The 21,724-nt window shown below is 62.6% G+C and carries 18 protein-coding genes and 1 tRNA gene; all 19 read left to right on the plus strand.

The features are described 5' to 3' along the window. Nucleotides 1–25 precede the first annotated feature (25 nt). Nucleotides 26–1,060: a rod shape-determining protein gene (locus JMJ95_RS05380; protein ID WP_290683454.1), complete on the plus strand. Its 1,035-nt coding sequence runs from the start codon at nucleotides 26–28 to the stop codon at nucleotides 1,058–1,060. A 28-nt stretch (nucleotides 1,061–1,088) separates the two neighbouring features. After that, nucleotides 1,089–1,898, plus strand: a complete 810-nt coding sequence (gene mreC / locus JMJ95_RS05385) for a rod shape-determining protein MreC (RefSeq protein WP_290683415.1) — start codon at nucleotides 1,089–1,091, stop codon at nucleotides 1,896–1,898. Beyond that, a complete protein-coding gene (locus tag JMJ95_RS05390) occupies nucleotides 1,895–2,353 on the plus strand; it encodes a hypothetical protein (protein ID WP_290683417.1) in 459 nt (152 codons plus the stop codon). Before mreC ends, JMJ95_RS05390 begins: the two co-directional genes overlap by 4 nt. Beyond that, nucleotides 2,346–4,091, plus strand: coding sequence for a penicillin-binding protein 2 (gene mrdA, locus JMJ95_RS05395; RefSeq protein WP_290683418.1), 1,746 nt, complete (start codon nucleotides 2,346–2,348; stop codon nucleotides 4,089–4,091). The genes JMJ95_RS05390 and mrdA overlap by 8 nt, the downstream gene beginning before the upstream one ends. Before the next feature lie 66 nt (nucleotides 4,092–4,157). Next, nucleotides 4,158–4,859, plus strand: coding sequence for a septum site-determining protein MinC (gene minC, locus JMJ95_RS05400; RefSeq protein ID WP_290683420.1), 702 nt, complete (start codon nucleotides 4,158–4,160; stop codon nucleotides 4,857–4,859). Between the two features lie 57 nt (nucleotides 4,860–4,916). Further along, on the plus strand, nucleotides 4,917–5,723 hold the full coding sequence (minD, locus tag JMJ95_RS05405) for a septum site-determining protein MinD (protein ID WP_290683422.1): 807 nt from the start codon (nucleotides 4,917–4,919) through the stop codon (nucleotides 5,721–5,723). An 11-nt stretch (nucleotides 5,724–5,734) separates the two neighbouring features. Continuing rightward, nucleotides 5,735–6,076 (plus strand): cell division topological specificity factor MinE, encoded by a 342-nt coding sequence (minE, locus tag JMJ95_RS05410; RefSeq protein ID WP_290683424.1) that lies wholly within the window; start codon nucleotides 5,735–5,737, stop codon nucleotides 6,074–6,076. Next, on the plus strand, nucleotides 6,027–7,133 hold the full coding sequence (gene rodA / locus JMJ95_RS05415) for a rod shape-determining protein RodA (RefSeq protein ID WP_290683426.1): 1,107 nt from the start codon (nucleotides 6,027–6,029) through the stop codon (nucleotides 7,131–7,133). The genes minE and rodA overlap by 50 nt, the downstream gene beginning before the upstream one ends. Before the next feature lie 110 nt (nucleotides 7,134–7,243). Further along, complete coding sequence (locus tag JMJ95_RS05420) at nucleotides 7,244–9,124, plus strand: TIGR03960 family B12-binding radical SAM protein (protein ID WP_290683428.1); 1,881 nt, start codon at nucleotides 7,244–7,246, stop codon at nucleotides 9,122–9,124. Further along, on the plus strand, nucleotides 9,117–9,800 hold the full coding sequence (locus tag JMJ95_RS05425) for a DUF2344 domain-containing protein (RefSeq protein ID WP_290683430.1): 684 nt from the start codon (nucleotides 9,117–9,119) through the stop codon (nucleotides 9,798–9,800). The genes JMJ95_RS05420 and JMJ95_RS05425 overlap by 8 nt, the downstream gene beginning before the upstream one ends. A 69-nt stretch (nucleotides 9,801–9,869) precedes the next feature. Then, the gene (locus tag JMJ95_RS05430; RefSeq protein WP_290683433.1) at nucleotides 9,870–11,390 is read left to right on the plus strand and encodes an Rne/Rng family ribonuclease; all 1,521 of its coding nucleotides are present in this window, start codon (nucleotides 9,870–9,872) and stop codon (nucleotides 11,388–11,390) included. Then, entirely contained in the window at nucleotides 11,365–14,886 is a 3,522-nt protein-coding gene (gene smc, locus JMJ95_RS05435) for a chromosome segregation protein SMC (RefSeq protein ID WP_290683434.1), read from the plus strand. Before JMJ95_RS05430 ends, smc begins: the two co-directional genes overlap by 26 nt. After that, complete coding sequence (locus JMJ95_RS05440; protein WP_290683436.1) at nucleotides 14,883–15,635, plus strand: methyltransferase; 753 nt, start codon at nucleotides 14,883–14,885, stop codon at nucleotides 15,633–15,635. The genes smc and JMJ95_RS05440 overlap by 4 nt, the downstream gene beginning before the upstream one ends. Then, nucleotides 15,620–16,441, plus strand: coding sequence for a 16S rRNA (cytidine(1402)-2'-O)-methyltransferase (rsmI, locus tag JMJ95_RS05445; RefSeq protein ID WP_290683438.1), 822 nt, complete (start codon nucleotides 15,620–15,622; stop codon nucleotides 16,439–16,441). The genes JMJ95_RS05440 and rsmI overlap by 16 nt, the downstream gene beginning before the upstream one ends. 28 nt (nucleotides 16,442–16,469) lie before the next feature. After that, nucleotides 16,470–18,440: a methionine--tRNA ligase gene (metG, locus tag JMJ95_RS05450; protein ID WP_290683440.1), complete on the plus strand. Its 1,971-nt coding sequence runs from the start codon at nucleotides 16,470–16,472 to the stop codon at nucleotides 18,438–18,440. 93 nt (nucleotides 18,441–18,533) lie between these two features. Next, nucleotides 18,534–19,391, plus strand: a complete 858-nt coding sequence (locus JMJ95_RS05455; protein ID WP_290683442.1) for a TatD family hydrolase — start codon at nucleotides 18,534–18,536, stop codon at nucleotides 19,389–19,391. Further along, nucleotides 19,388–20,539, plus strand: coding sequence for a tRNA guanosine(34) transglycosylase Tgt (tgt, locus tag JMJ95_RS05460; protein ID WP_290683444.1), 1,152 nt, complete (start codon nucleotides 19,388–19,390; stop codon nucleotides 20,537–20,539). Before JMJ95_RS05455 ends, tgt begins: the two co-directional genes overlap by 4 nt. Then, nucleotides 20,536–21,558, plus strand: a complete 1,023-nt coding sequence (locus JMJ95_RS05465; protein WP_290683446.1) for an L-threonylcarbamoyladenylate synthase — start codon at nucleotides 20,536–20,538, stop codon at nucleotides 21,556–21,558. Before tgt ends, JMJ95_RS05465 begins: the two co-directional genes overlap by 4 nt. Nucleotides 21,559–21,606: 48 nt before the next feature. Next, a tRNA-Leu gene (locus JMJ95_RS05470) sits at nucleotides 21,607–21,693 on the plus strand. Nucleotides 21,694–21,724: the final 31 nt, after the last annotated feature.

The following is a 21,724-nucleotide window of genomic DNA, read 5'->3' on the forward strand; positions in this document are numbered from 1 at the left end:
GCAGGTGTTCGGAATATTCAATGGGATGTTCGGCACTGACGTTGGTATCGATCTCGGAACGGCCAACATCGTGGTGTATGTGAAGGGCAGGGGTATCGTGCTCAGCGAGCCCTCCGCGGTGGCGGTGCGGAAACGCCCGAAGGGCGGGGCGGTCGACGTGATCGCCGTGGGGAAGGAAGCCAAGGCCATGGCGGGGAAGACCCCCGCAGGGGTTTCCACCATCTGGCCCCTTCAGGACGGGGTGATCGCAAACTTCGACATGACGGAAGAACTCATCCGCCACTGTCTCCGGAAAGCGGGCGGCGGGCGAGGGCTGCTGGCCAACCCGCGGGTGGTTATCTCGGTTCCCGCCGAAGTGACCGAGGTAGAGAGGAAAGCTGTTGTGGACGCCACCCTCGGCGCTGGGGCGCGGGAGGCCTACGTGGTCGAGGAGCCCATTTCGGCGGCCCTCGGCGTGGGGCTTCCCATCCAGGAGCCCAGGGGCAGCATGATCCTGGACATCGGTGGCGGCACCAGCGAGGTGGCGGTGCTTTCCCTCGGCGGGATTGTGGTCACCAATTCCCTGAGGGCTGCCGGCAAGGATATGGACAACGCCATCGTGGCCATGCTCAGGCAGAGGTACGCCCTGCTCATCGGCGAGACCACGGCGGAAGAGGTCAAGATTGCCGTCGGTTCTGCCCTGCCTCTCGACACGGAGCTCGAGATGGCGGTCAAGGGACGGGATCTTGCCGACGGCCTCCCGAAGGCCGACACGGTGTCCTCCGTAGAGGTCAGGGAGGCTCTCGAGCCCATCGTGCTGCGCATAGAGGACATGGTCAAGGTCGCCCTCGAGCAGACTCCTCCCGAGCTTGCGAAGGATATTGTGGACCAGGGGATCCTGTTGTCCGGAGGGGTTTCCCAGCTTCGGGGCCTGGCCGAGAGGCTCTCCAGGGCACTGAACACACCGGTGATCGTGGCGGAGGATCCTCTCTTTGCCGTGGCCAGGGGAGTGGGCAAAATCCTCGACAATCTCGACGACATGAGAAAGATTCTCCTTTCCGTGGAAAGGGGATCCAAGTAGAAGTTTACCCGGGGCGGGGAAGGGTTTTATGACGGAAAAACATCTGGGGAAAGAATGGATTCACGGGCTTCTCATGATCATAGCGAGCCTGCTGTTTCTGGCGGCGGCGCCCAGGAAGGATGTCTTCAGGGGCGCTGTTGACCTGGTGGGGGAAATTCTCCGGTATCCCGAGTATCCTGCCGTAGCTCTTCAGCGCGGCGCCAAGAGGGTCTCCTTCTGGTTTGCCGACAAGAGTGCCCTCAAGGAGCGGCTCGATATTCTGGAGGAGGAGAACACCCGCCTCAGGCTGGCATGGTCCGTGGGGTCCGCCAGTCACCTGAAGCAGGAGCTGGACAGATTTTACGGCTACGCTCGGGTTACCCTGCGGGAGCCTTTGTCGTGGTGGTCCGAAGTGAGGATCAACAAGGGCACCTCCGACGGTGTCTTCTTCGGGGCGCCGGTTCTCCATAACGGCTATCTCGTGGGCAGGGTCAGCTCGTCTGAAGAGAACTATTCCTGGGTGGAGCTCATCACGTCTTCATCCCTTATGATACCTGTGGTCATCGAAGAAACCCGGGATCTCGGCGTGGTTGCCGGGGACGGCGAGGGAGGCCTCTGGCTCCTGTACGTGCCGGAGGGAAGGTTGTTTTCCGAAGGAATGACGGTCAGCACTGCCATGGTGAGCGAAGCCCTTCCGCCGGGAATCCCCGTGGGGCGCCTTTCCTCCGAAACCAGGAATTCCGGCAGCGCATACCTCGCTTGGCGGGTTATCCCGGGAGCCGGCCTCACCCAGCTCTACGCCCTGGAAATATTCGGTGAAACGCCTCCGGGCGGTGGACGGGAGGGACGTTCCCGGTGATCTATGCCCTGGCATGGTATATACAGGATTTTCTCTGGGTTCTCGGCACGGGAAGAGTGGTAGTGCCCGAGATTTTTCTTCTGGTCCTCCTCTTCCTTTCGCTCAGGCATCCGTCCAGGGGAGTGGAAATTCTCTGGGCTGGATTTCTCGGCGGCATTCTCTGGGACCTCAGGTGGGTAGGCTTTCCGGGGCTTTCGTCCCTCTTTTACGTGGTTACCATCCTTATGTCCCGGTGGGCATGGTTTTCTCTGCCCGTCTCGGGGCGGACGGCGCCGGTCTTTGGTGCGATCCTCTGGGCCGCCTTCTTCCCTGTTTCCGTGGTCCGGATTTTCATGGGAGGCGCCAGGGGCCTGGGTATCTTTACCACCTATTTTCTGCAGCAGAGCTACCTGCTGCCCCTGGTGCTGTTCACCTCCCTCATTTACGGTTGGAGGCTGAAGAACCCCGATGCCTGACTTCAGGCCCGTGCTCAATTTCCGCCTGAAGCTGTGGCGGGCGGCCATCCTGCTTTCCATGACCGTTCTCGTGGGGGGACTGTACTTTTTCCAGGTGATCCATGCGGACACCTACATCCGGCTCGCGTCGAACAACCGCCTCCGGCTGATCCGCTTCCCGCCGGTCAGGGGGGAGATCTACGACCGGAACGGGGCCCTTCTCGCGGTGAACGTCACCACCTTCGACATTATGGGATATCCCCTTGATATCGAGAAAAACAACATGCTGGAACTACTGGCGGGACTACTTTCCGGCCACGGCATTCCCTATACGGCGGAGGATCTCTCCAGGTCCATCAAAAGGCAGTCATGGGCTCCGTACAGAGTCGTGAGGCTCGTGGGGAACATCACCCTCGCCCAGATGGCCGACCTTGTGGCCGACCCCGAGTTCCCCAGGGAACTCTTTCCCCTCCCCGTCTGGCGGAGAACCTACCCGGCGGGAAGCCTCGCATCGAACATCACGGGTTATGTGGGGGAAATCAGCGAAAATGAACTCCAGCAGTTCAGCGAAAGCAATTACGTCGTCGGGGACCAGATAGGAAAGAACGGTATCGAGCGGCAGTACGAGGAGCTTCTCCGGGGAACCCCCGGGGAGGAGTCGGTGGAAGTGGACGCCAAGGGCAGGAAAGTGAGGACCATCGATGCCCGGCCGGCGGAGCGGGGACAGGATCTCCACCTCACTCTCGACCTCGGCGCCCAGCGCCTCGCGGCGGACCTCATGAAGGGGTACAGGGGGGCCATCGTGGTGATGGACGCCCACACCGGGGAGGTGCTCGTCCTCTATTCCTCCCCCTCCTATGACAACAACCCCCTGGCGTGGGGCATTTCCGTCCGGGAATGGAATGCCCTGCTCAACGACCCGGAAAAACCCATGCTCGACAGAAGCATCTCCGGCCTGTATCCTCCTGCCTCCACCTTCAAAGCCCTTGTGGGACTCGCCGCCCTGGAGGAGAAGGAGACGACCACGGCCGTCACGGTGCACTGCTCCGGGGCCTTCACCCTGGGAAACAGGACGTTCCGCTGCTGGAAGCGCTCTGGTCACGGAACGGTGAACCTTCTGAGGGCCCTCCAGGAATCCTGCGACGTGTATTTCTACAAGATGGGGCTCAATCTCGGCATTTCCAGGCTTCTGAAATGGGGCGCCCTCGTCGGGCTCGGTTCCCCCACGGGAATCGATCTCCCCGGCGAATCTGCGGGAGTCATCGCCGGGCCCGACTGGAAGAGGGCCAGGTTCAGGGAATCATGGTTCCAGGGGGATACGGTCAACTATTCCATCGGACAGGGTTTTCTGCTGACCACGCCTCTCCAGATCGCACGGCTCTATGCGGTGATCGCCAACGGCGGCAGGCTCGTCCGGCCCCATCTTTTCCCGGCGGCAGGCGCACCGGTCCAGGCTCTGCCCATCGACACGAAGAACCTTGATGTCATAAGGCGGGGCCTCGATTACGTGGTCAGGCGGGGAACCGGCAGGCAGGCAGGCAGCTTCGGCATTACCGTGGCGGGAAAGACGGGTACCGCTCAGAACGCCCACGGCGACGACCACGCCCTTTTTGCGGGCTATGCCCCCATGGACAACCCGAAGTACGTGGCAGTGGCCGTGATCGAGGCGGGGCTTCACGGCAGCTCGGTGGCATCGCCCATGGTGGGGGAGATTCTCTCCTATCTGCTCGTCCCCGAAGCAAGGGGAAAGGCCCAGTGACCCGGGGCCAGGGAACGGAAAAATGCGGCGGAATATTCCGCCGCAGAATTCTGAGGAGGTGCGGTCGTGTCGGATCCCCTTGAGCAAAGACAAGACCAGGCGGATTCAGGAGAAATACTCCTGAAAGGCGCCGGGTACGGAATACGGATGATCTTTCCGGAGACGGGGAGCGAGGACAAGCTTCTTTCCGACCTGGAAAAACTCTTTGGCGAGGCTTCGCTGCTCTCGGGCAGCCTTGGCGTAGTCCTCGACTTCCAGGGACGGAGGGTATCCAGGTTCTTTATCCAGAAGCTTCTCTCCGATTTCATCTGGTCACGAAAGATGAAGATCCTTTCATGGATCTCCCTGGACGGAGAGACCCTGGACGACTTCCGGTCCATGGGAGTGGCCACCGGAGAGCCTGTGGCGGAGCGGTCAGGAAAGAAGGAAAAACCGACGGAGAACACCCTGTTCCTGGCCCGTTCCCTCCGTTCGGGCCAGAGGGTTGAGCACGAAGGCGACGTGATCATCATCGGTCATGTGAACGACGGCGCGGAGGTCTTCGCCTCGGGCAGCATCTGCGTATGGGGCAGGCTGAAAGGACTGGCCCACGCCGGTCTCGACGGCGGGGAAAACCACACCGTGGTGGCGGGACTTTTCGAGGCCAAGCAGGTCCGGGTCGGCGGAAAAGTGAGCTCTTCCCTGGGCAGTTCCATGGAATGGTGGGGAAAACCTGTTATCATTACCCTGGAGAACAATTCCCTCGTGGTGAGGGAATTGAAATTATAAACGAACATGATTTCCTGGAAGACTCGATCCTCCGGGAAAGGGAAGGGGAGAAATTCAGTGGACCCTCGGGTGATAGTGATTACATCTGGAAAAGGCGGCGTCGGCAAAACCACCACCACATCGAATATCTCGGTGGCCCTCGCCCGGGCCGGACATAAGGTTGTTGCCGTGGACGCCGACATCGGGCTTCGGAACCTCGACGTGGTGATGGGCCTTGAGAACAGGGTGGTATATAATTTCATCGACGTGCTGGAAGGGACATGCAGGCTCAACCAGGCCCTGGTCAGGGACAAGAGGGTGGACAACCTGTTCCTCCTTCCCGCCGCCCAGACAAGGACGAAGGACGCGGTAACCTTTGAACAGATGGAAGAACTGTGCCGCATGCTCCGCAGGGAGTTCGACTTTATTCTTCTTGACAGCCCCGCGGGCATCGAATCGGGGTTCCGCAACGCCGCCGCGGGTGCGGACGAGGCTCTCGTCATCACCACGCCGGAGGTTCCCGCCGTACGGGATGCCGACAGGATCATCGGCCTCCTCGAATCTATGGGCAAGGCGCCCATCCGCCTCGTGATCAACCGCCTCAGATCCCGGCTCGTCAGGGAAGGCGAGATGCTTGACGTACGGGACGTTCTCGATATTCTCGCCATCGACCTTGTGGGCATCGTCCCCGAGGACGACAGCGTGGTGAAATCCGCGAACAGGGGCGAGCCTCTTACCTTCGGAGACTCGGCTCCGGCAGCCCGTGCATTCCAGCGAATCGCATCGCGAATACTCGGCGAAACCGTCCCCTTCCCCGACTTCAGCGAAGAACAAGGAAAAGGTCTGTTTGCGGGAATCCGGAAGTTCTTCGGCTTGAAGGAATAGGGGGAAGGACCATGGCACTGGAATTTCTGAAGATTTTTTTCGGCTCCGGCGGTTCGAAGAATATCGCCAAGGAGCGACTGCAGATCGTTCTCATCCATGACCGGGCGGACATTTCGCCCGAAATGCTCGAACAGCTCCGGCGGGACATGATCGACGTGATCACCCGCTACATGGATATCGACACGTCCAAGATAGAGATGGATTTCGATCGGGCGGACAGGTCCGTGGCCTTTGTGGCCAACATCCCGGTCATCCGTATCAAGCGGGGGATGCTCCCCGGAAAGAAGGAACAGGAGATACCGGATGGAGGAAAAAAGACTCACCCTAAGAGAAAACCTGGCAAGTCTGGATAGGCTCCAGCTTTTTCCCGTCCTGGCGCTTTTCCTTCTCGGCGTCGTGTCAATCTTCAGCGCCGGCGCCGGGTTCGACGGCCGCGGAGGCGGTTTCGCCGTCCGCCAGCTCCTGTGGGGCGGCCTTTCCGTCGCGGCGTTTCTTGCCGTGCTCCAGGTCGGGTACGCCGGTCTTTTCTCCTGGGCCTACCGGATTTACCTGTTCGCCCTCGTCCTCCTTCTGGGTGTCATCGTGCTCGGACTCACGGTGAAGGGATCCCGGAGCTGGTTTCACTTGGGGGTTTTCCGGTTCCAGCCGGCTGAGTTCGGCAAGATTGCCTTGATCCTCGCGCTCTCGAAGCATTTCTGCCGGTACCCTCCCCTGACGCTGCCTTCCTTCCTGGGGGGCCTCGCCCTGGCCGGAGTTTCGGGATGGCTGGTGCTCCTCCAGCCCGACACCGGAAGCGCCATGGTCTACGGAGCCATCACCATGGTGACGATCGTGGTCGCGGGAGCGCCGTGGAAATACCCCGCAGGGATCATCGGCCTGATGATGGCCGCCGTCCCCCTGGTGTGGCAGTTTCTGAAGGAGTACCAGAAGATGCGCATCAGGGTATTTCTTGATCCCTGGGCGGACCCTCTTGGAGCGGGATACAACGTGATCCAGTCAAGGATCGCCGTGGGATCGGGAGGACTCTTCGGAAAGGGATTCATGGAAGGGCTGCAGAGCAAGCTCCGGTTTCTGCCCGAGCCCCACACCGATTTTATTTTCAGCGTCTACTGCGAGGAATTCGGCTTTATCGGAGCCGTCGCCATGCTCTTTCTTTTCGGGATGCTTTTCTGGCGGCTTCTCGAGACGGGCATGCGCACCAAGGACAGCCGGGCGAAGGTGCTCATCGCCGGCATTTCGGCATGGATCTGGTTCCAGATGGCCGAGAGCATCGGCATGAGCATCGGTCTGCTTCCCGTCACGGGGCTGCCCCTGCCGCTGGTGAGCTACGGGGGAAGTTCCCTTCTCGCTCTCTCCATTGCCCTTGCCCTTGCCCAGAGCGTATACATATCCACGCTGAAAACCTATTAGCGAGAAGAACCCCGAAGGGGCGGAGCCTTTCTTGCGCCGTATTCGGGTATTTTGGACCGGACGTCCCGAGGTCTGCGCCCGGGCCGCCGGATTTTTCTAGGAGGCGCTGTATGCATTTTCCTGAATATGCCGATGGAATGTGGCCGCTTCTCTCGGATGTGAAGCGGCCTTCCCGGTATGCCGGATGCGAGTTCGGCTCCCGGCCCCCGAAGGGGGATTTCGGGGGGCTGGTCCGGGTGTGCCTGGCTTTTCCTGACGTCTACGAAATCGGGATGAGCTACCTTGGATTTCAGATCCTCTATTTTCTTTTGAAGGGGCTGCCCTGGGCCGACGCGGAAAGGGCCTACTGCCCGTGGACGGATCTCGAGGGACTGCTCCGGGAAAAGGGGATGCCGCTGGCTTCCATGGAGAGCGGTCGTCCCCTTGACCGGTTCGACGTGGTGGGGTTTACCCTCCAGTATGAGCTGAGCTACACCAACGTTCTTACCATGCTCGATCTCGGGGGGATCCCCCTCCTGGCGGAAGACCGGGGAGAAGATCATCCCCTGGTGACCGCGGGAGGACCGGGAGCCCTGGCCCCCGAGCCCCTCGCCCCTTTCGTGGATTTCTTCTGCGTCGGCGATGGCGAGGAGCTTCTGCCCGAAGCCCTGAAGGTCCTCTCTGAGACGAAGGGATTGCCGAGGAGAGATCGTCTCGAAGCCCTCGCCCGGGTAGAGGGTGTCTATGTTCCCTCCCTGGTGGACTGTGAGTTCGTTCCCGGCGGCGGAACGGCCTTCCGGTCGTCCGCCGGGCCTCTTCCCGTCCGCCGGAGGATAGTGGATTCCCTCGACGGGGCCTTCTATCCCGATATGCTCCTGGTTCCGTCCGGCGGCATCGTACACGACCGGGTCCCCATGGAGCTCTTCCGGGGCTGCACCAGGGGGTGCCGGTTCTGCCAGGCCGGTATGGTCACCCGTCCCGTGAGGGAACGGTCCGTGAAGACCGTGGTTGAAAAAACCCTCTCCCTGGTGGAAAAGACGGGATGGGAGGAAGTCGGCCTGCTCTCCCTCGCCTCCTGCGATTACAGCGGCATATCTCCGGTCATCCGGGAACTCTCCGCCGCCCTTGCGCCGAAAAACGTGAAGATCAGTCTCCCCAGCTTGAGAATGGACGCCTTCTCGGTGCGCCTCGCCGCTGATATGGAGTCCATGCGCCGGGGCGGCGTCACCTTCGCCCCGGAGGCGGGCACCCAGAGGCTCAGGAACGTAATCAACAAGGGCGTCTCCGACGAGGAATTCACCACCTGCCTCGAGACTGTCTTCTCCAGGGGGTGGGACAGGGTGAAGCTCTACTTCATGATGGGGCTTCCAACCGAGACCACCGAAGACCTGGAGGGCATTCTCGACCTTGCCGAACGGGCCCTCTCCATCGGGAAGAGCAGCGGGAAAAAAGCCCAGGTGGCCCTTTCCGTGGCAGGATTCGTCCCCAAGGCCCACACCCCCTTCCAGTGGGAGCCCCAGGCGGGAGTGGACGAGCTCCGGTCCGCCGGGCGCTTCTTGAAGGGAAAGCTCGCTTCCCGGCACGGCGGAAAGAACAGCCGGGTCTCCCTCAAGTACCATGAACCGGAACAGACCTTTCTCGAGGGCGTTTTCGCCCGGGGAGACCGCCGCCTCGCTCCGGCCCTGCTGGAGGCGTGGAAGGCGGGGGCGAGGTTCGACGGCTGGAGCGAGACCTTTTTCCTGCCCCGCTGGATGGAGGCTTTTGAAAAGACGGGAATCGACCCGGCTGAATTCACCACCCGCAGGCGGGCCACGGACGAGGGGCTCCCTTGGGATCATATCGATGCCGGGGTGAGCAAAACCTTCCTGCTCCGGGAGAGGGAACGGGCCCTCGGGGAGCTTGTATCTCCCGACTGCAGGCCCCTGGGCGGAAATGAAGGCGCCCCCTGCAGGGCGTGCGGAGTGGAGGATCGCTGCCCGGTCCTCGGGAAGGGAGCGGCTTCCCGTGATTAGGGTCCGCCTCACCTATTCGAAGAGGGGGAGGGCCTGCTTCATCCCCCATATCGCCATCCCCACAGTCCTCGCCAGAAGTGCCGCCAGGGCCGCCATCGGTTTCCGGCTTTCCGAAGGGTTCACCCCGCGCCCGAAGATCAGCCTCGGGCCCGAGCTTTCCGTGGGTGTTCCGGCCCTTGCCGAACCCTTTGAAGCCTGGCTTACCGGGTACGATGAAGATACCCCCCGCCGGTGGAATCTCTTTTTGCCCGAAGGGTTTTCCATCACGGGAAGCACCGTGGTGGAGGGCCTTCCCGGAACGGAAGAGGCGAAGTCTCTGGGCAAATGGTGCCGGGCCTCGTCGTGCATCCTCGCCCTCAGGGGAGGAGAACCCGGCACGGTACTGCATGAATGCCTTGAAGAACTGAAGAATGAGGGAACGGTCCTTTCCTTCGGAAGGGGGCGGGATCTCCCGGCCGGGTTTTACCGTCTCGTGATGGAGAACCCGGCGCAAAAGGGCCCCGGCGTGCTGGTAAAAGCCCTTGCCGCCCGGGGGATCGTCGCGGGGTGGCCGGACGTCTTCATTCTTCGGGAGGCGGTGGGATCCCTTTCTCTTCGGGAGGACGGCGAAGAGCCCCGGGTCCTGCCCCTTGCGGAACCGCTCGCGGCTGCAGTCGGGGAGGACCGGAGAGCATGAAGCCTTTCCGGGGGAGATGTATCCCCCTCTTTGAAAAAAAACGGTTTTCTTCGGGAGGAGGGCGTCGCCGTGAGTGACAGCCGTACGGAGCCGGGCGCCGTAAACCGGAAGATTGTAGCCAACTGTATCGATCCGGAAGAGACGAGGGTCGCCATCATCGAGGACGGGCGCCTCGCCGACCTGTTCGTGGAACGGATGTGGGAGCGCCAGAAAGCGGGGGAGATTTACAAGGCCCGGGTGGAGAGCGTCCTCCCCGGTATCCACGCATCCTTCGTCAACCTCGGCGACGGAAGGAACGCCTTCCTGTACCTGAACGACGCCAGGGGGCTCAATCTCCAGCCGAACCAGGAGCTTCTCGTCCAGGTCACCAAGACTGCGAGGAAGAACAAGGGAGCCCGGGTGACCTCCCGGATATCTCTTCCCGGTCGGTACGTGGTCCTTGTGCCCCACGGCCAGGAGTCGGGGGTTTCCAAGAGAATCACCGACGAGAACGAGCGCAGGAGGCTCAAGACCATCGCCCGGGAGCTTCGGGGAGAGGATTACGGCATCATCGTCCGGACCGCCGCCGAGGGGGTGGACGAGGAAAGCCTCGCTCACGACGTGGAAGTTCTCCTCGCTCTCTGGAGGGAGATAGAGCACAACGGGAGGGTCCAGTCCGCTCCGTGCCTGCTGTACCGGGACCTGGGCCTTATCGGGAGAGTTCTCCGGGACGAGCTCACCGATGCCGTGTCCGAGATCGTAGTGGACGGCAGGGAAGAATGCGAAAACGTCAAGAACAGTCTGTCTCTCTTCTCCGGAACGGACCACCCGGAGGTGAGCCTCTACGGAGGGATCACGCCCCTCTTCGAGTTCTACGGCATCGAAAAGGAGATCGAGGCCGCCCTGGAGAGAAAAGTGTGGCTCCGGTCGGGAGCCTATCTCATCATCGACCACACCGAGGCGCTGACGGTCATCGACGTGAACACGGGGAAATTCATCGGCAAGACGGACCTCCGCCATACGGTGCTCGAGACCAATCTCGAAGCGGCGTCGGAAATCGCCAGGCAGCTCCGGCTGCGGGCCATCGGAGGCATCGTGGTCATCGACTTCATCGACATGGATTACGAGGAGGACCGGGCCCTCCTCATGAAGCGCCTGGAAGAAGTCTTTCTGCCCGACCGGTACCGGGCGCGGATTTTCGGCGTATCCCAGCTCGGGCTCGTGGAGATTACCAGGAAGCGTGCCCGGCCCGACATCCGCTCCACCCTCACCAGGAGCTGCCCCTTCTGCGGCGGCAACGGATGGGTTCACCGGGAGGACACCATCTCCATGACCATCAAGCGTTTCCTCCGGAAAGTGTCGGCGTCGAACCGCTCGGAGGCTCTCCTGCTGGAGGTGAACCCTGCGGTGGCCCAATATATTTATGAAACCTATCTCTCTCTCTGGGAGGAGGAGCTCGGCCGGAAGATCTTCCTCGCGGCGGTTCCCGACTTCGCCTGGAGCAAGTTCCGGTTGGATGCTCAGGGAGGCCTCGAGCAGGTGGAGCGGAGAATGGAACAGATGGAAAAATGGGAGGCCCGTCTCGTTGTATATCGAACGTCTTCATCTTAAAGGCTTCAAAAGTTTCGGGGCTTCCCAGGACCTGGTGTTCTCGCCGGGGCTCACCGCCATCGTGGGACCCAACGGCAGCGGAAAGAGCAACCTTCTCGACGCCCTCCGGTGGGTGCTGGGCGACGGAGGGTTCCAAAGGCTCCGGATCGTCAGGCAGGGAGACCTGCTTTTCTCCGGAAGCGCGAGCATCCCTCCAGCGACCAGGGCGGAAGTGGCCCTTTTCATCCGACAGGACGGAACTCCCGGCGCCGGAAGCTGCGTCCTCAAGAGATCCTTTTCGCCGGAAACCGGTGCGGTGATCACCGTGGACGGCGTCCGGACCAGGCTCGCCGACCTCGATGCGGTGAAGAGGCTCTGGAAGCTCGAGGGCGATCAGTTCGCCTTCATCGGACAGGGGGAGGTGGCGGAGGCCATCAGCCAGAGGCCGGCCCAGAGAAGGGCCCATCTCGAGCTTCTCTTCGGCATCGACCAGTACCGCCGAAAAAGGAACGAGACCTCGGCAAAACTCGTCTCGGCGGAGGAGGAAAGCCTCCGGCTGGGGGCCCTTGCGGCCGAACTCAGCAACCGCAGGGAGGAGATCGCTCCCGCCGTTGCCCTTGCGTCCCGGGCCAAGGCCATAACCGACACCCTGGAAGAAAAACGACGGCTCTACTATTTTTACCGGAGGCGCGTTCTCGAAGAAAGCCTTGCAATCCTTGAGGAGGAAATCCGTACCCTCGGCGCGGAAGAAACCTTCCGGATACGCTGGAGAGACCGGTGGGAACAAATGTACAGCCGCTCCCTCCGGGAGCGGGGGGAACTTGAAGAACGGGTGAAATGCCTGCGCGGAGACCGGGAGGAATTGATCAGGAAGAGGGAGGAGCTCCGTAGAAGCTGCTTCGCCGCCGCCGCCGCCGTTCGGGAGATCCGCTCGAGGACGGCCTCCCTTGAAGGGGAGGAAAAAAGCCTTTCCGTCCGTCTCGGAGAAATAGGAGCGGAAAACGGAGAAATACTCTCGAAGGAGAACTCACTCTCTGCCGAGCTTGCTGCGGCGACGGGAGAAAGGGACAGGCTTCGGGGCCGGATGAACCAACTCCGGGCGGCCATTGAAAAAGAGCAGGAGCGCAAAAAATCCCTCTCTGCCGCCCTTTCGGCTCTAGGTGGAGAAAAGGAGACCCTCCGGTCGAAAAGAGAATCCCGGGAGGCCTTTCTCGCAGACTGCGACGCCCGGATCAAGGCATCCAGGGAGGCTTTGGCCGCCCTGCGGGAAGAATCGGCCGCCCTGGAAGAGAAAATAACCGATCTCGAACGGAGGGAGGCCGAGGTGCTGGAGGCCCACGGCGACGCCTTCGCGGCCTGCCGGAAGACGGCATCGGCCCTCCAGAAGGCCCGGAAGGAAGCCGCTTCCCTCGATGCGGCCGCCGAGGACCTGAAGACGGCCGAGAGCTCATCCTACCCCGAACCCGTCCGTTTCCTCTCGTCGGCCTACCGCCTCGGAAAACTCCAGGTTCCCGTGACGGTGGCCGCAGAGTCCTTTTCCTGTCCCCCGTCGGTCACATCCGCCCTGGAGGCTTACCTTGGAGGGCGTCAGTACTGGCTTTTCGTCAAGACCATCGCCGAGGCGGGAGCCTGCATCGACCTCCTCAAGGAACGCCGGGCGGGAAGGGCCACTTTCCTTCCCCTGGAGAAAAGCCGTCCCCGATTTCCAGACAGGAGGGCCATCCTTCCCGCCCGAGGGATCGTGGGGTGGGCCCTGGAGATCGTCACGCCCTCGGAGGAGTGGAAGCCCTGTGTCTCCCACATTCTCGGGGACTTGCTGCTGGTGGAGGAGTACTCCGTGGGGGCGCAGCTCGCCTCCAGGGGGGCCTCCTATCCCATAGCGTCCCTGGAAGGGGAAGTGTTCCTTCCCTCGGGCACGGTGAGCGGCGGACGGACGCGGGCCGCCGCGGGCGCCATCGAACGGCGCCGACGGATCAGGGAGGCCGAGGAGCATCTTGCCCGGGTCAGACAGGAGGCCGCCTCCCTGGCCGCCGCCCTCGAAAAGGAAGAAGCCCTGGAACGGGCCCGGTCCGCCGAAAAGGAAGCTCTCACCATGGAACTGAGGGAGACCGGAAAACGCCTGGAGGAAAAGCGGCGGGATCTGGACCTTGAACGGGAAGCCTGTGAGCGGTTGGAGCGCGACCGTCGCCGGGCTCTCGCCGATGCAGCCTCGTGGGAGCAGCGGATGGCGGAGATCGACGGTGAGATGGAAATCCTTTTCGCTTCCATGCCGTCTCCCTCCGGGGGCGATGAAGAATCCTCCCTTCCGGCACGGCTCGCCGAAGCGGAAAATACATGCGTTCTTCTGCAGGAGCGCCTGTCCAGCGTGGCATCCCTCAGGATCCGGGCCGCCTCGGAACTTGAGCGGACCCGGGAGAGGCTTGCCTACCTTGCCGCTGAGCGGGAGAACTGCCTCGCCAGGGAGCGGGTCGAGAAAGAGCGCCTTGAGCGGTGGGGCCGGGAGCAGTATCTCCTTTTCAGGGAGATACGGGACAAGGAGGCCGCCCTGCACGCCCTGCTGGACAAGGAAAAACTGCTGGCCTCCCGCTCAGGCCGGATTTCCGTCCGGAGCAGGAGAGCGGTGGAGGCCGCCGGAGCCGCAGGAGAACGGGCCCGGACCCTGGCCTCGAAAAGGGAGAGCCTGGCAGGCGAGCTCAGGCAGCTCACCGAGATGTGGGAAGAACAGTACCCGTACAGCTCAGCGGAGGCTCCCCCCGGTGATGAAGGGGAAGCCGCATCGGCGGCGGTCCGCAGGCTGGAACGGGAACTCCGGGCTCTCGGGGAAGTGGAGTGGGGCGCCCTTTCGGAGGACCAGTCCCTTTCCGCGCGGGTTGCCTTCCTTTCCGAGCAGCTCGGGGACGTGCAGGCGGCCATAGGGGAACTCCGGGGCATCATCAGCGAGACGGACCGCCACGTGGGAGCCCTTTTCGGCAAGGCCCTGGAGAACATCAACGCCCGCTTCAATTCCCTCTTTTGCAGGCTGTTCGGCGGAGGGGAGGCCCGGCTCCGCCTTCAGGGCCCCGAACCCGTCGGTTCGGGCGAAGAGGAGGAGTCTTCCCCCGCCTGGGATGCCGGGGTGGAAATCGTGGCCCGGCCTCCCGGGAAGCACCTCCAGAACCTAGCCCAGCTTTCCGGCGGAGAGCAAACCCTCACCGCCATAGCCTACCTCTTCGCCTCCATGGAGGTGGCCGGGGTGCCCCTGGCGGTCCTCGACGAGGTGGACGCAGCCCTGGACGAATCGAACCTCCTGAGGTTCGGTGATCTCGCCAAAGAATACTCCTCCCCTCCGGGACAGGGCAAGGGAATCCAGCTTCTCGTCATGACTCATCGCCGGGCCACCATGGAGAGGGCCGACATCCTCTACGGTGTCACCCTCGCGGAACCCGGGCTGTCCAGAGTCGTGGGCATGAAGGTAGAGGACTGGGCCGAGCCGGAGGAGAGGGAAGGCGGAAGGCTTTCCGGGGCGGTACGGCGATGACCGTCACGAGGGACGATCTTCTCTACGGTGCCCTTACTCTCCGCCAGCCCGCCGGGGGGCCGCGGGTCAACGTGGACACCATCCTCCTCGCAGCCTACGTACGGGATACTTTTCCCCGTTCGGGGGGCAGGGTGATGGAACTCGGGTGCGCCTCCGGAGCCGTGTCGCTGATCCTCGCCCTGCGATTCCCCGCTGTGGCCGTCACCGGACTCGAAATCCAGGACGAGCTGGCGGCCCTTGCGGAAGAGAATGCCGTCCTCAACGGGCTTTCGGAAAGAGTGTCCGTTGTCCGGGGAGACCTCAGGAATTCCGGAGCTCTCTTCCCCCCCCAGCTCTTCGACTGCGTGGCCATGAACCCTCCCTACGAGGAACCCGGCTGCGGCAGGCCCAGCGCCTCCTCTTCGGACCGGCCTGCCCGCCAGGGGATCTGGTGCTCCCTCGGCGACATGGCGGCGGCGGCCCGCTACCTGCTGAAGCACAGGGGAAGGATGTACGTGGTCTTCCGGGCCGGCCGGACGGCAGAGCTCCTGGCATCCCTCTCGGAGCAGGGCCTGGAGCCGAAGAGAATCCGCTTCGTCCACCCTCTGCCGGGAAGAAAAGCCTCGGTCGTTCTTGTGGAAGCCCTCCGGGGTGGAAAACCGGGCATGACCGTGGAGCCTCCCCTTTACATCGAAGACGGCCGGGGGAACTACACGGAGGAGCTCCTGGCCGCCTATACGAAGGAGGGACTGCCATGCCGCTCGCAGTGATCCCCACCCCGGTGGGAAACCTTGAGGACATGTCGCCCCGGGCGGTCCGGATGCTGAAAGAAGCCGACGTGATCGCCTGCGAGGACACCAGGACATCCCTGCCGCTGCTGCGGCATTTCGGCATATCGGCCCGCCTCGTCTCCTACCATGCCCACAACGAAAAGGGCAGGGCGGAGCACCTTCTCTCCCTGCTCGCGGAGGGGAAAAATGTCGCCCTTATCTCCGACGCGGGCACCCCGGGCATATCCGATCCGGGGCGGGAAATCGTCCTGCGGTGCATCGCCGAGGGAGTGGACGTAACGGTCCTGCCCGGACCCACTGCCTTCGTCCCCGCTCTCGTGCTCTCGGGGCTGCAGCCCCATCCGTTCCTGTTCCACGGCTTTCTTCCCGACAAACAGGGAGAACGGGAGAAGGTCCTCCTGGAACTGGCCCCCCTGCAGTGCACCCTTGTCTTCTATGTCTCTCCCCACAAGGCGGAAAAGCACATCCGCCACACAGCGGACGTCCTGGGAAACAGAAAAGCGGCCCTTGTCCGGGAGATCAGCAAGGTGTACGAGGAGGCCCGGAGGGGCACCCTTCGAGAACTGGCGGATTCCGTCGCCGGGGGAATCCGGGGCGAGATTGTCCTTGTGGTGGAAGGAGCCTCCCCGCCGGAGCCCGACGGGGACCGGTGGAAGGAAGCAGCCCGGGCCATGCTCTCGGAGGGCCTTTCCTCCCGGGAGGTTGTCAAAATCGTCTCGAAGGAGTATGGTTTATCGAAAAATGACGTCAAATCGTTCCTTTTCGCTGAAAAAGCGGAGGACTGAATTCGAGGAAACGCAGGAGGGAACCGTTATGCCGGAGAACCTGAACCAGGAGAACAAAACCTTTTACCTCACCACCCCGATTTACTACGTGAACGACATTCCCCACATCGGCCACGCCTACACCACCATCGCCGCCGACGTGATGTGCCGCTACAAGCGCATGAAGGGCTATGACGTTATGTTCCTCACCGGGACGGACGAGCATGGCCAGAAGATCCAGCAGAGCGCCGCCGCCAAGGGGCTGACTCCCATCGAGCTCGCGGACCGTACGGTTCTGAACTTCAAGGAACTCTGGAACGCCCTGGGAATCTCCTACGACGACTTCATCCGCACCACCGAGGAGCGCCACTACAGGACAGTGCAGGCCATTTTCAAAAAGCTCCTCGACCAGGGGGACATCTACAAGGGAACCTACGAGGGCTGGTACTGCGTCCCCTGTGAAACCTACGTGCCGGAAAGCAGCATGGGCGAGGACAAAACCTGCCCGGACTGCAGGCTCCCCCTCCAGATGATGAAGGAGGAGAGTTACTTCCTCCGTGCGTCGAAGTACGTGCCCCGTCTCCTCGAGTACTACGAGACAAACCTCCGGGGAGTCATGCCAAGGACCCGTTACAACGAGATCGTGAGCTTCCTGAAAAGCGGCGTCCGGGACCAGTCCGTCTCTCGGACCACGCTGAAATGGGGGATCCCCGTTCCCGGCGACGATGCCCACGTGATCTACGTGTGGTTCGACGCCCTCATCAACTACGTGACCGCCTGCGGCTATCTCGACGACCCCGAAAAATTCGCGAAATACTGGCCCTCGGCCCACCACCTCGTGGGGAAGGACATCATCCGCTTTCACTGCGTCGTCTGGCCCATCATGCTTCTCGCCCTGGGCGTGAATCCTCCCGTGTCCGTCTTCGCCCACGGCTGGTGGACCGTGGAGGGTGAGAAGATGTCCAAGTCGAAGGGCAACGTGGTGGACCCCTTCGAGATGGTGAAGCGCTACGGGCGGGATCCCTTCCGGTATTTCCTCCTGAGGGAAGTCCCCTTCGGCCTTGACGGCGACTTCTCGGAAGCGGCCCTGGTGGGGAGAATCAACTCCGACCTCGCCAACGACCTGGGCAACCTTCTCAACCGGACCCTCCAGATGGTTGACAACTTCTGCGGCGGTGTCCTTCCGGCCTCGGGCCCGGCAGGGCAGCTCGAACAGGAGATTGCCGAACTTGCCGCAAAAACCGTCAGGGATGTGGACGAAAAGATCTCCGCTTTTGCCTTCGACGATGCACTGAAAGCCATCTGGGCGCTCATCGGCAGGGGCAACAAGTACATCGACGAAACTATGCCCTGGAAGCTCGCCAAAGAAGGGAAGGAAGAGGACCTACACAGGGTGCTCAACACCCTCTACGATGTCCTCAGGCTCACCTCCCTTCTCGTGGCCCCATTCGTCCCCGACACGGCGGCCCGCATGCGGGAGCAGCTCGGCCTGGAGGGAGATCTCCGGAAGGGTGCCATCGACGGCTTCACCTGGGGCGAAAGAACCCCGGGGCTGAAGGTGAACAAGGGGAAGGTACTCTTTCCCCGGATCGACATGAACGAATGGAGGAAAGACAAGGCGGCCAGGGATGAGCGGAAGGCCGCTCCCAAAGCGCCGGTCCCTGCACCGGAGATCCCTCCGGAGCATGAGGAAACCGTTGAGATCGACGCCTTCCGGGCCGTGGAGCTCCGGGTGGCCCGGATCATCAACGTGGAGGAGATCCCCAAGTCGAAGAAGCTCTACAAGCTATCCATCGACCTCGGGTACGAGAAGCGGACCATCGTCTCCGGCATAAAGGAATTCTTCACCCCGGAAGAACTTCTGGGCAAGCGCATCGTGGTGGTGGCCAACCTGAAGCCGGTCAAGCTCTGCGGAGTGGAGAGCAACGGCATGCTTCTGGCCGCCGGCGACGGGAAAAAGACCACCCTCTCCCTCCTGACACCTGACAGGGACATCCCCCTGGGCTGCAGGGTCAGCTGAACGCCCGCGTCCCGGACGGAGTTCCCGGGAGTCTCCGGCGGAGCTGTGCCGGAGACTCCCGGTTTTTATTGAAGAGAAAAAGAGGTAACGACCATGGAAAATCACGACAGAACGATGGCTTGCCCCGTCCTGACGGACACCCACTGCCACGTCATCGAGGGGCGGAACGAGTACGGAGACGCGAAAGCCGTCTTTAAAAGAGCGTCGGAGGCCGGGGTCGCCAGGATGCTCCTCGCGGGAAGCACCATCCTTACGAGCGCTCTGGCGGTGGCCACGGCGGAAAAGTACGCCTCCCTCGGGGTATTTGCCGCCGTGGGGGTCCATCCCCACGATGCCGCCTCCATTCCCTCCTGCTCCGTGGAGGGGAAAGGGATTCCCCGGGAACTTGCGGAGCTGGCTTCCTCTCCCCGGGTGGTTGCCGTCGGCGAAACGGGCCTCGACTACCATTACGATCATTCGCCCCGGGAGCAGCAGAAAGAATCCTTCCGGGCCCACATCCGCTGGTCTCTCGAGTCGGGGTTTCCCCTGGTGGTCCACGGACGGGAGTCCTACGGGGACATCATCAGCATATTCAGGGAAGAGCGGGCCTCGGAAACCACCGGCGTCATCCACTGCTTCTCCGGCACGGAAGAGGAGGCGTCATTCTTTCTCGAGGCGGGGTACTACCTCTCCTTCGCCGGTCCCCTGACCTTCGCCCGGAACGGCTCGCTCCGGGAGCTGTTCCGCAGCCTGCCTGCGGACCGGATTCTCCTTGAGACCGATTCCCCCTACCTGGCCCCTGTACCGTACAGGGGAAAGACCAACGAGCCCGCCTTCGTGAAACTTGTCTATGAAACGGCGGCGGAAGTCCGGGCTGTTTCCGTTGAAGACCTGGCCCGGACCGTATCGGCCAACGCGGACCGCCTCTTCCGGTGGGGAGATCCCTGCGCCGGGCGGGAGGCGGCACGATGAGCGCCCCTGACACGGCCTTCAGTTTTACCCTGGAGGCCGTCTGTCCCGTCACCGGGGCCCGGGCGGGAACCATCCGCACCCCCCGGGGGGAGATACGAACCCCGGTCTTCATGCCCGTGGGGACCCAGGCCACCGTGAAGGCTATGGCTCCCTTCGAACTCGAGGAGATGGGAGCCGGGATCATCCTGGCCAATACCTACCACCTCTATCTCAGGCCCGGCGCGGACATCATCGCCGAAGGGGGAGGGCTCCACGGATTCATGCAGTGGAAGAGGCCCATTCTTACCGACAGCGGAGGCTTCCAGGTCTTCTCTCTCTCCACCCTCAACCGGATTTCCGATGAAGGGGTCTGGTGCAGGTCTCACCACGACGGGACACCTCACGTCATGAACCCCGAGTGGTCCATGTCGGTGCAGAAAAGACTCGGCAGCGACATCGCCATGTGTTTCGACCAGTGTGCCCCCTGGCCCTGTTCCCGGGAGGATGCGGAAGGGGCGGTGCGGCGCACGGCCCTTTGGGCCGCCAGGTCGAAGGAGGCCCACGCCCGGGAATGGCAGGGGCGGCAGCGGCAGGCCCTGTTCGGCATCGTCCAGGGCTCCGTCTGGGAGGACCTCAGGCTCCGCTCGGCGGAGGACATCATTCCCCTGGATTTTTCCGGTTACGCCGTGGGCGGCCTCTCCGTGGGAGAGCCCCACGAGGACATGTACCGAATCCTCGACAGTCTGAAGGGCGTGCTTCCCTCCGGCAAACCCCGGTATCTCATGGGAGTGGGACGGCCGGACAACCTTGTTGAGGGAGTTGCCCGGGGCATCGATATGTTCGACTGCGTTCTCCCCACACGGAACGGGAGGAACGGAACCCTCTTCACACCCTCAGGCGCGGTGAACATCAAGAAAAAACAGTACGAGCGGGATTTCACCCCGGTGGACCCCGAATGCGACTGCTACGCCTGCCGGACCTTCACCAGGGCCTATATCCGCCACCTTTACCGCTCAGGGGAGATCCTCGCCTCGAGGCTGTGCAGCTGGCACAACCTCAGGTTCGTGATCCGGCTCGGCGAGGAAATGCGCGCATCCATCCTGGAGGGACGATTTCCGGAATTCCGGCGCGCCTTTCTGTCGCGTTTTTCAGGAGGTGATGCCCAGTGAGTTCCCCCCGCATTCTCGCCGTGGATCCCTGGAACCCGGATCCGAAGGTCATCGGGGAGGCTGCGGAACTTCTGCGCGGCGGCTGTCTCGTCGCCTTTCCCACAGAGACCGTCTACGGCCTCGGTGCCAACGGGCTCGACCCGGCGGCGGCGGCAAAAATCTACGCCGCCAAGGGACGCCCTTCGGACAATCCCCTGATCCTCCATTTTTCCTCTCCCGGGGACGCGGAGTCGGCCGTTCTGGTCAACGAAAGAGCCAGGCGGCTCATGGACCTCTTCTGGCCGGGTCCCCTGACCCTGGTCCTCCCCTCCCGTGGAACGGTGCCGCAGGAGGTGACGGCCGGCCTCGACACTGTGGCGGTGCGGATGCCCTCCCATCCCGTAGCCCTTGCCCTGATCGCGGCTGCAGGCTTGCCCGTGGCCGCGCCGAGCGCCAACTCGAGCGGCCGCCCCAGCCCCACGGACGCCTTGGCCGTGGCGTCGGACCTGGAAGACAGGGTGGACCTCGTCCTCGACGGGGGGGCCACGTCGGTGGGGCTCGAGTCCACGGTCCTTGACATCACCGGGGAACATATGGTTCTTTTGCGGCCGGGAGGATGTCCCGTGGAGGAGATCGAAGCCAGGACGGGGCAGCCGGTTCTCCGTTCCGGCGGCAACGTGCGCCGCTCTCCGGGAACGAGGTACCGCCATTATGCCCCGGCTGTTCCATTGATCCTTCACGACGGAGCCGGGGCGAGGGAGAAGGCCCTCGCCTTCGGGGGGCCGATTGCCTGGATCGGCATGGACGGTCCCGAGATTCTTTTCGCTCCCGGCGAGACGGACGGAGAGCTTTCCCTCCGGTTCTCCACGACGGAAAACTATGCCCGGGGGCTTTTCCACGCCCTCAGGGTCCTCGAGTCGTCAGGAGCGGCGATCATCGTCGCCCAGCGGCCGGAGGACGATGCCGGCATCGCCCTCGCCCTCAGGGATCGGCTGGAAAGAGCGTCTTCCGGAGAGAAGAATAGCGGTCCGGAAAAATAAGGCTTGCCAAAGGCTCCGGGCCTTGCTAAAATTACCCTCGTGATTCAAGCCGGGGTGGCGGAATTGGTAGACGCGCTAGATTCAGGTTCTAGTGGGCGATAGCCTGTCGGGGTTCGAGTCCCCGCCTCGGCACCATACTGAAGAAAACAGCAACCTTTTTTCTAAA

The sequence above is a fragment of the Aminivibrio sp. genome, from assembly GCF_016756745.1.
Lineage (GTDB): Bacteria > Synergistota > Synergistia > Synergistales > Aminobacteriaceae > Aminivibrio.

What these genes read in the sequence shown, in the direction of transcription:
- JMJ95_RS05380 (WP_290683454.1), top strand. Translation starts at nt 26, where the DNA reads ATGTTCGGCACTGACGTTGGTATCGATCTCGGAACGGCCAACATCGTG.
- mreC (WP_290683415.1), top strand. Translation starts at nt 1,089, where the DNA reads ATGACGGAAAAACATCTGGGGAAAGAATGGATTCACGGGCTTCTCATG.
- mrdA (WP_290683418.1), top strand. Translation starts at nt 2,346, where the DNA reads ATGCCTGACTTCAGGCCCGTGCTCAATTTCCGCCTGAAGCTGTGGCGG.
- minE (WP_290683424.1), top strand. Translation starts at nt 5,735, where the DNA reads ATGGCACTGGAATTTCTGAAGATTTTTTTCGGCTCCGGCGGTTCGAAG.
- rodA (WP_290683426.1), top strand. Translation starts at nt 6,027, where the DNA reads ATGGAGGAAAAAAGACTCACCCTAAGAGAAAACCTGGCAAGTCTGGAT.
- JMJ95_RS05420 (WP_290683428.1), top strand. Translation starts at nt 7,244, where the DNA reads ATGCATTTTCCTGAATATGCCGATGGAATGTGGCCGCTTCTCTCGGAT.
- JMJ95_RS05440 (WP_290683436.1), top strand. Translation starts at nt 14,883, where the DNA reads ATGACCGTCACGAGGGACGATCTTCTCTACGGTGCCCTTACTCTCCGC.
- rsmI (WP_290683438.1), top strand. Translation starts at nt 15,620, where the DNA reads ATGCCGCTCGCAGTGATCCCCACCCCGGTGGGAAACCTTGAGGACATG.
- metG (WP_290683440.1), top strand. Translation starts at nt 16,470, where the DNA reads ATGCCGGAGAACCTGAACCAGGAGAACAAAACCTTTTACCTCACCACC.
- JMJ95_RS05455 (WP_290683442.1), top strand. Translation starts at nt 18,534, where the DNA reads ATGGAAAATCACGACAGAACGATGGCTTGCCCCGTCCTGACGGACACC.
- tgt (WP_290683444.1), top strand. Translation starts at nt 19,388, where the DNA reads ATGAGCGCCCCTGACACGGCCTTCAGTTTTACCCTGGAGGCCGTCTGT.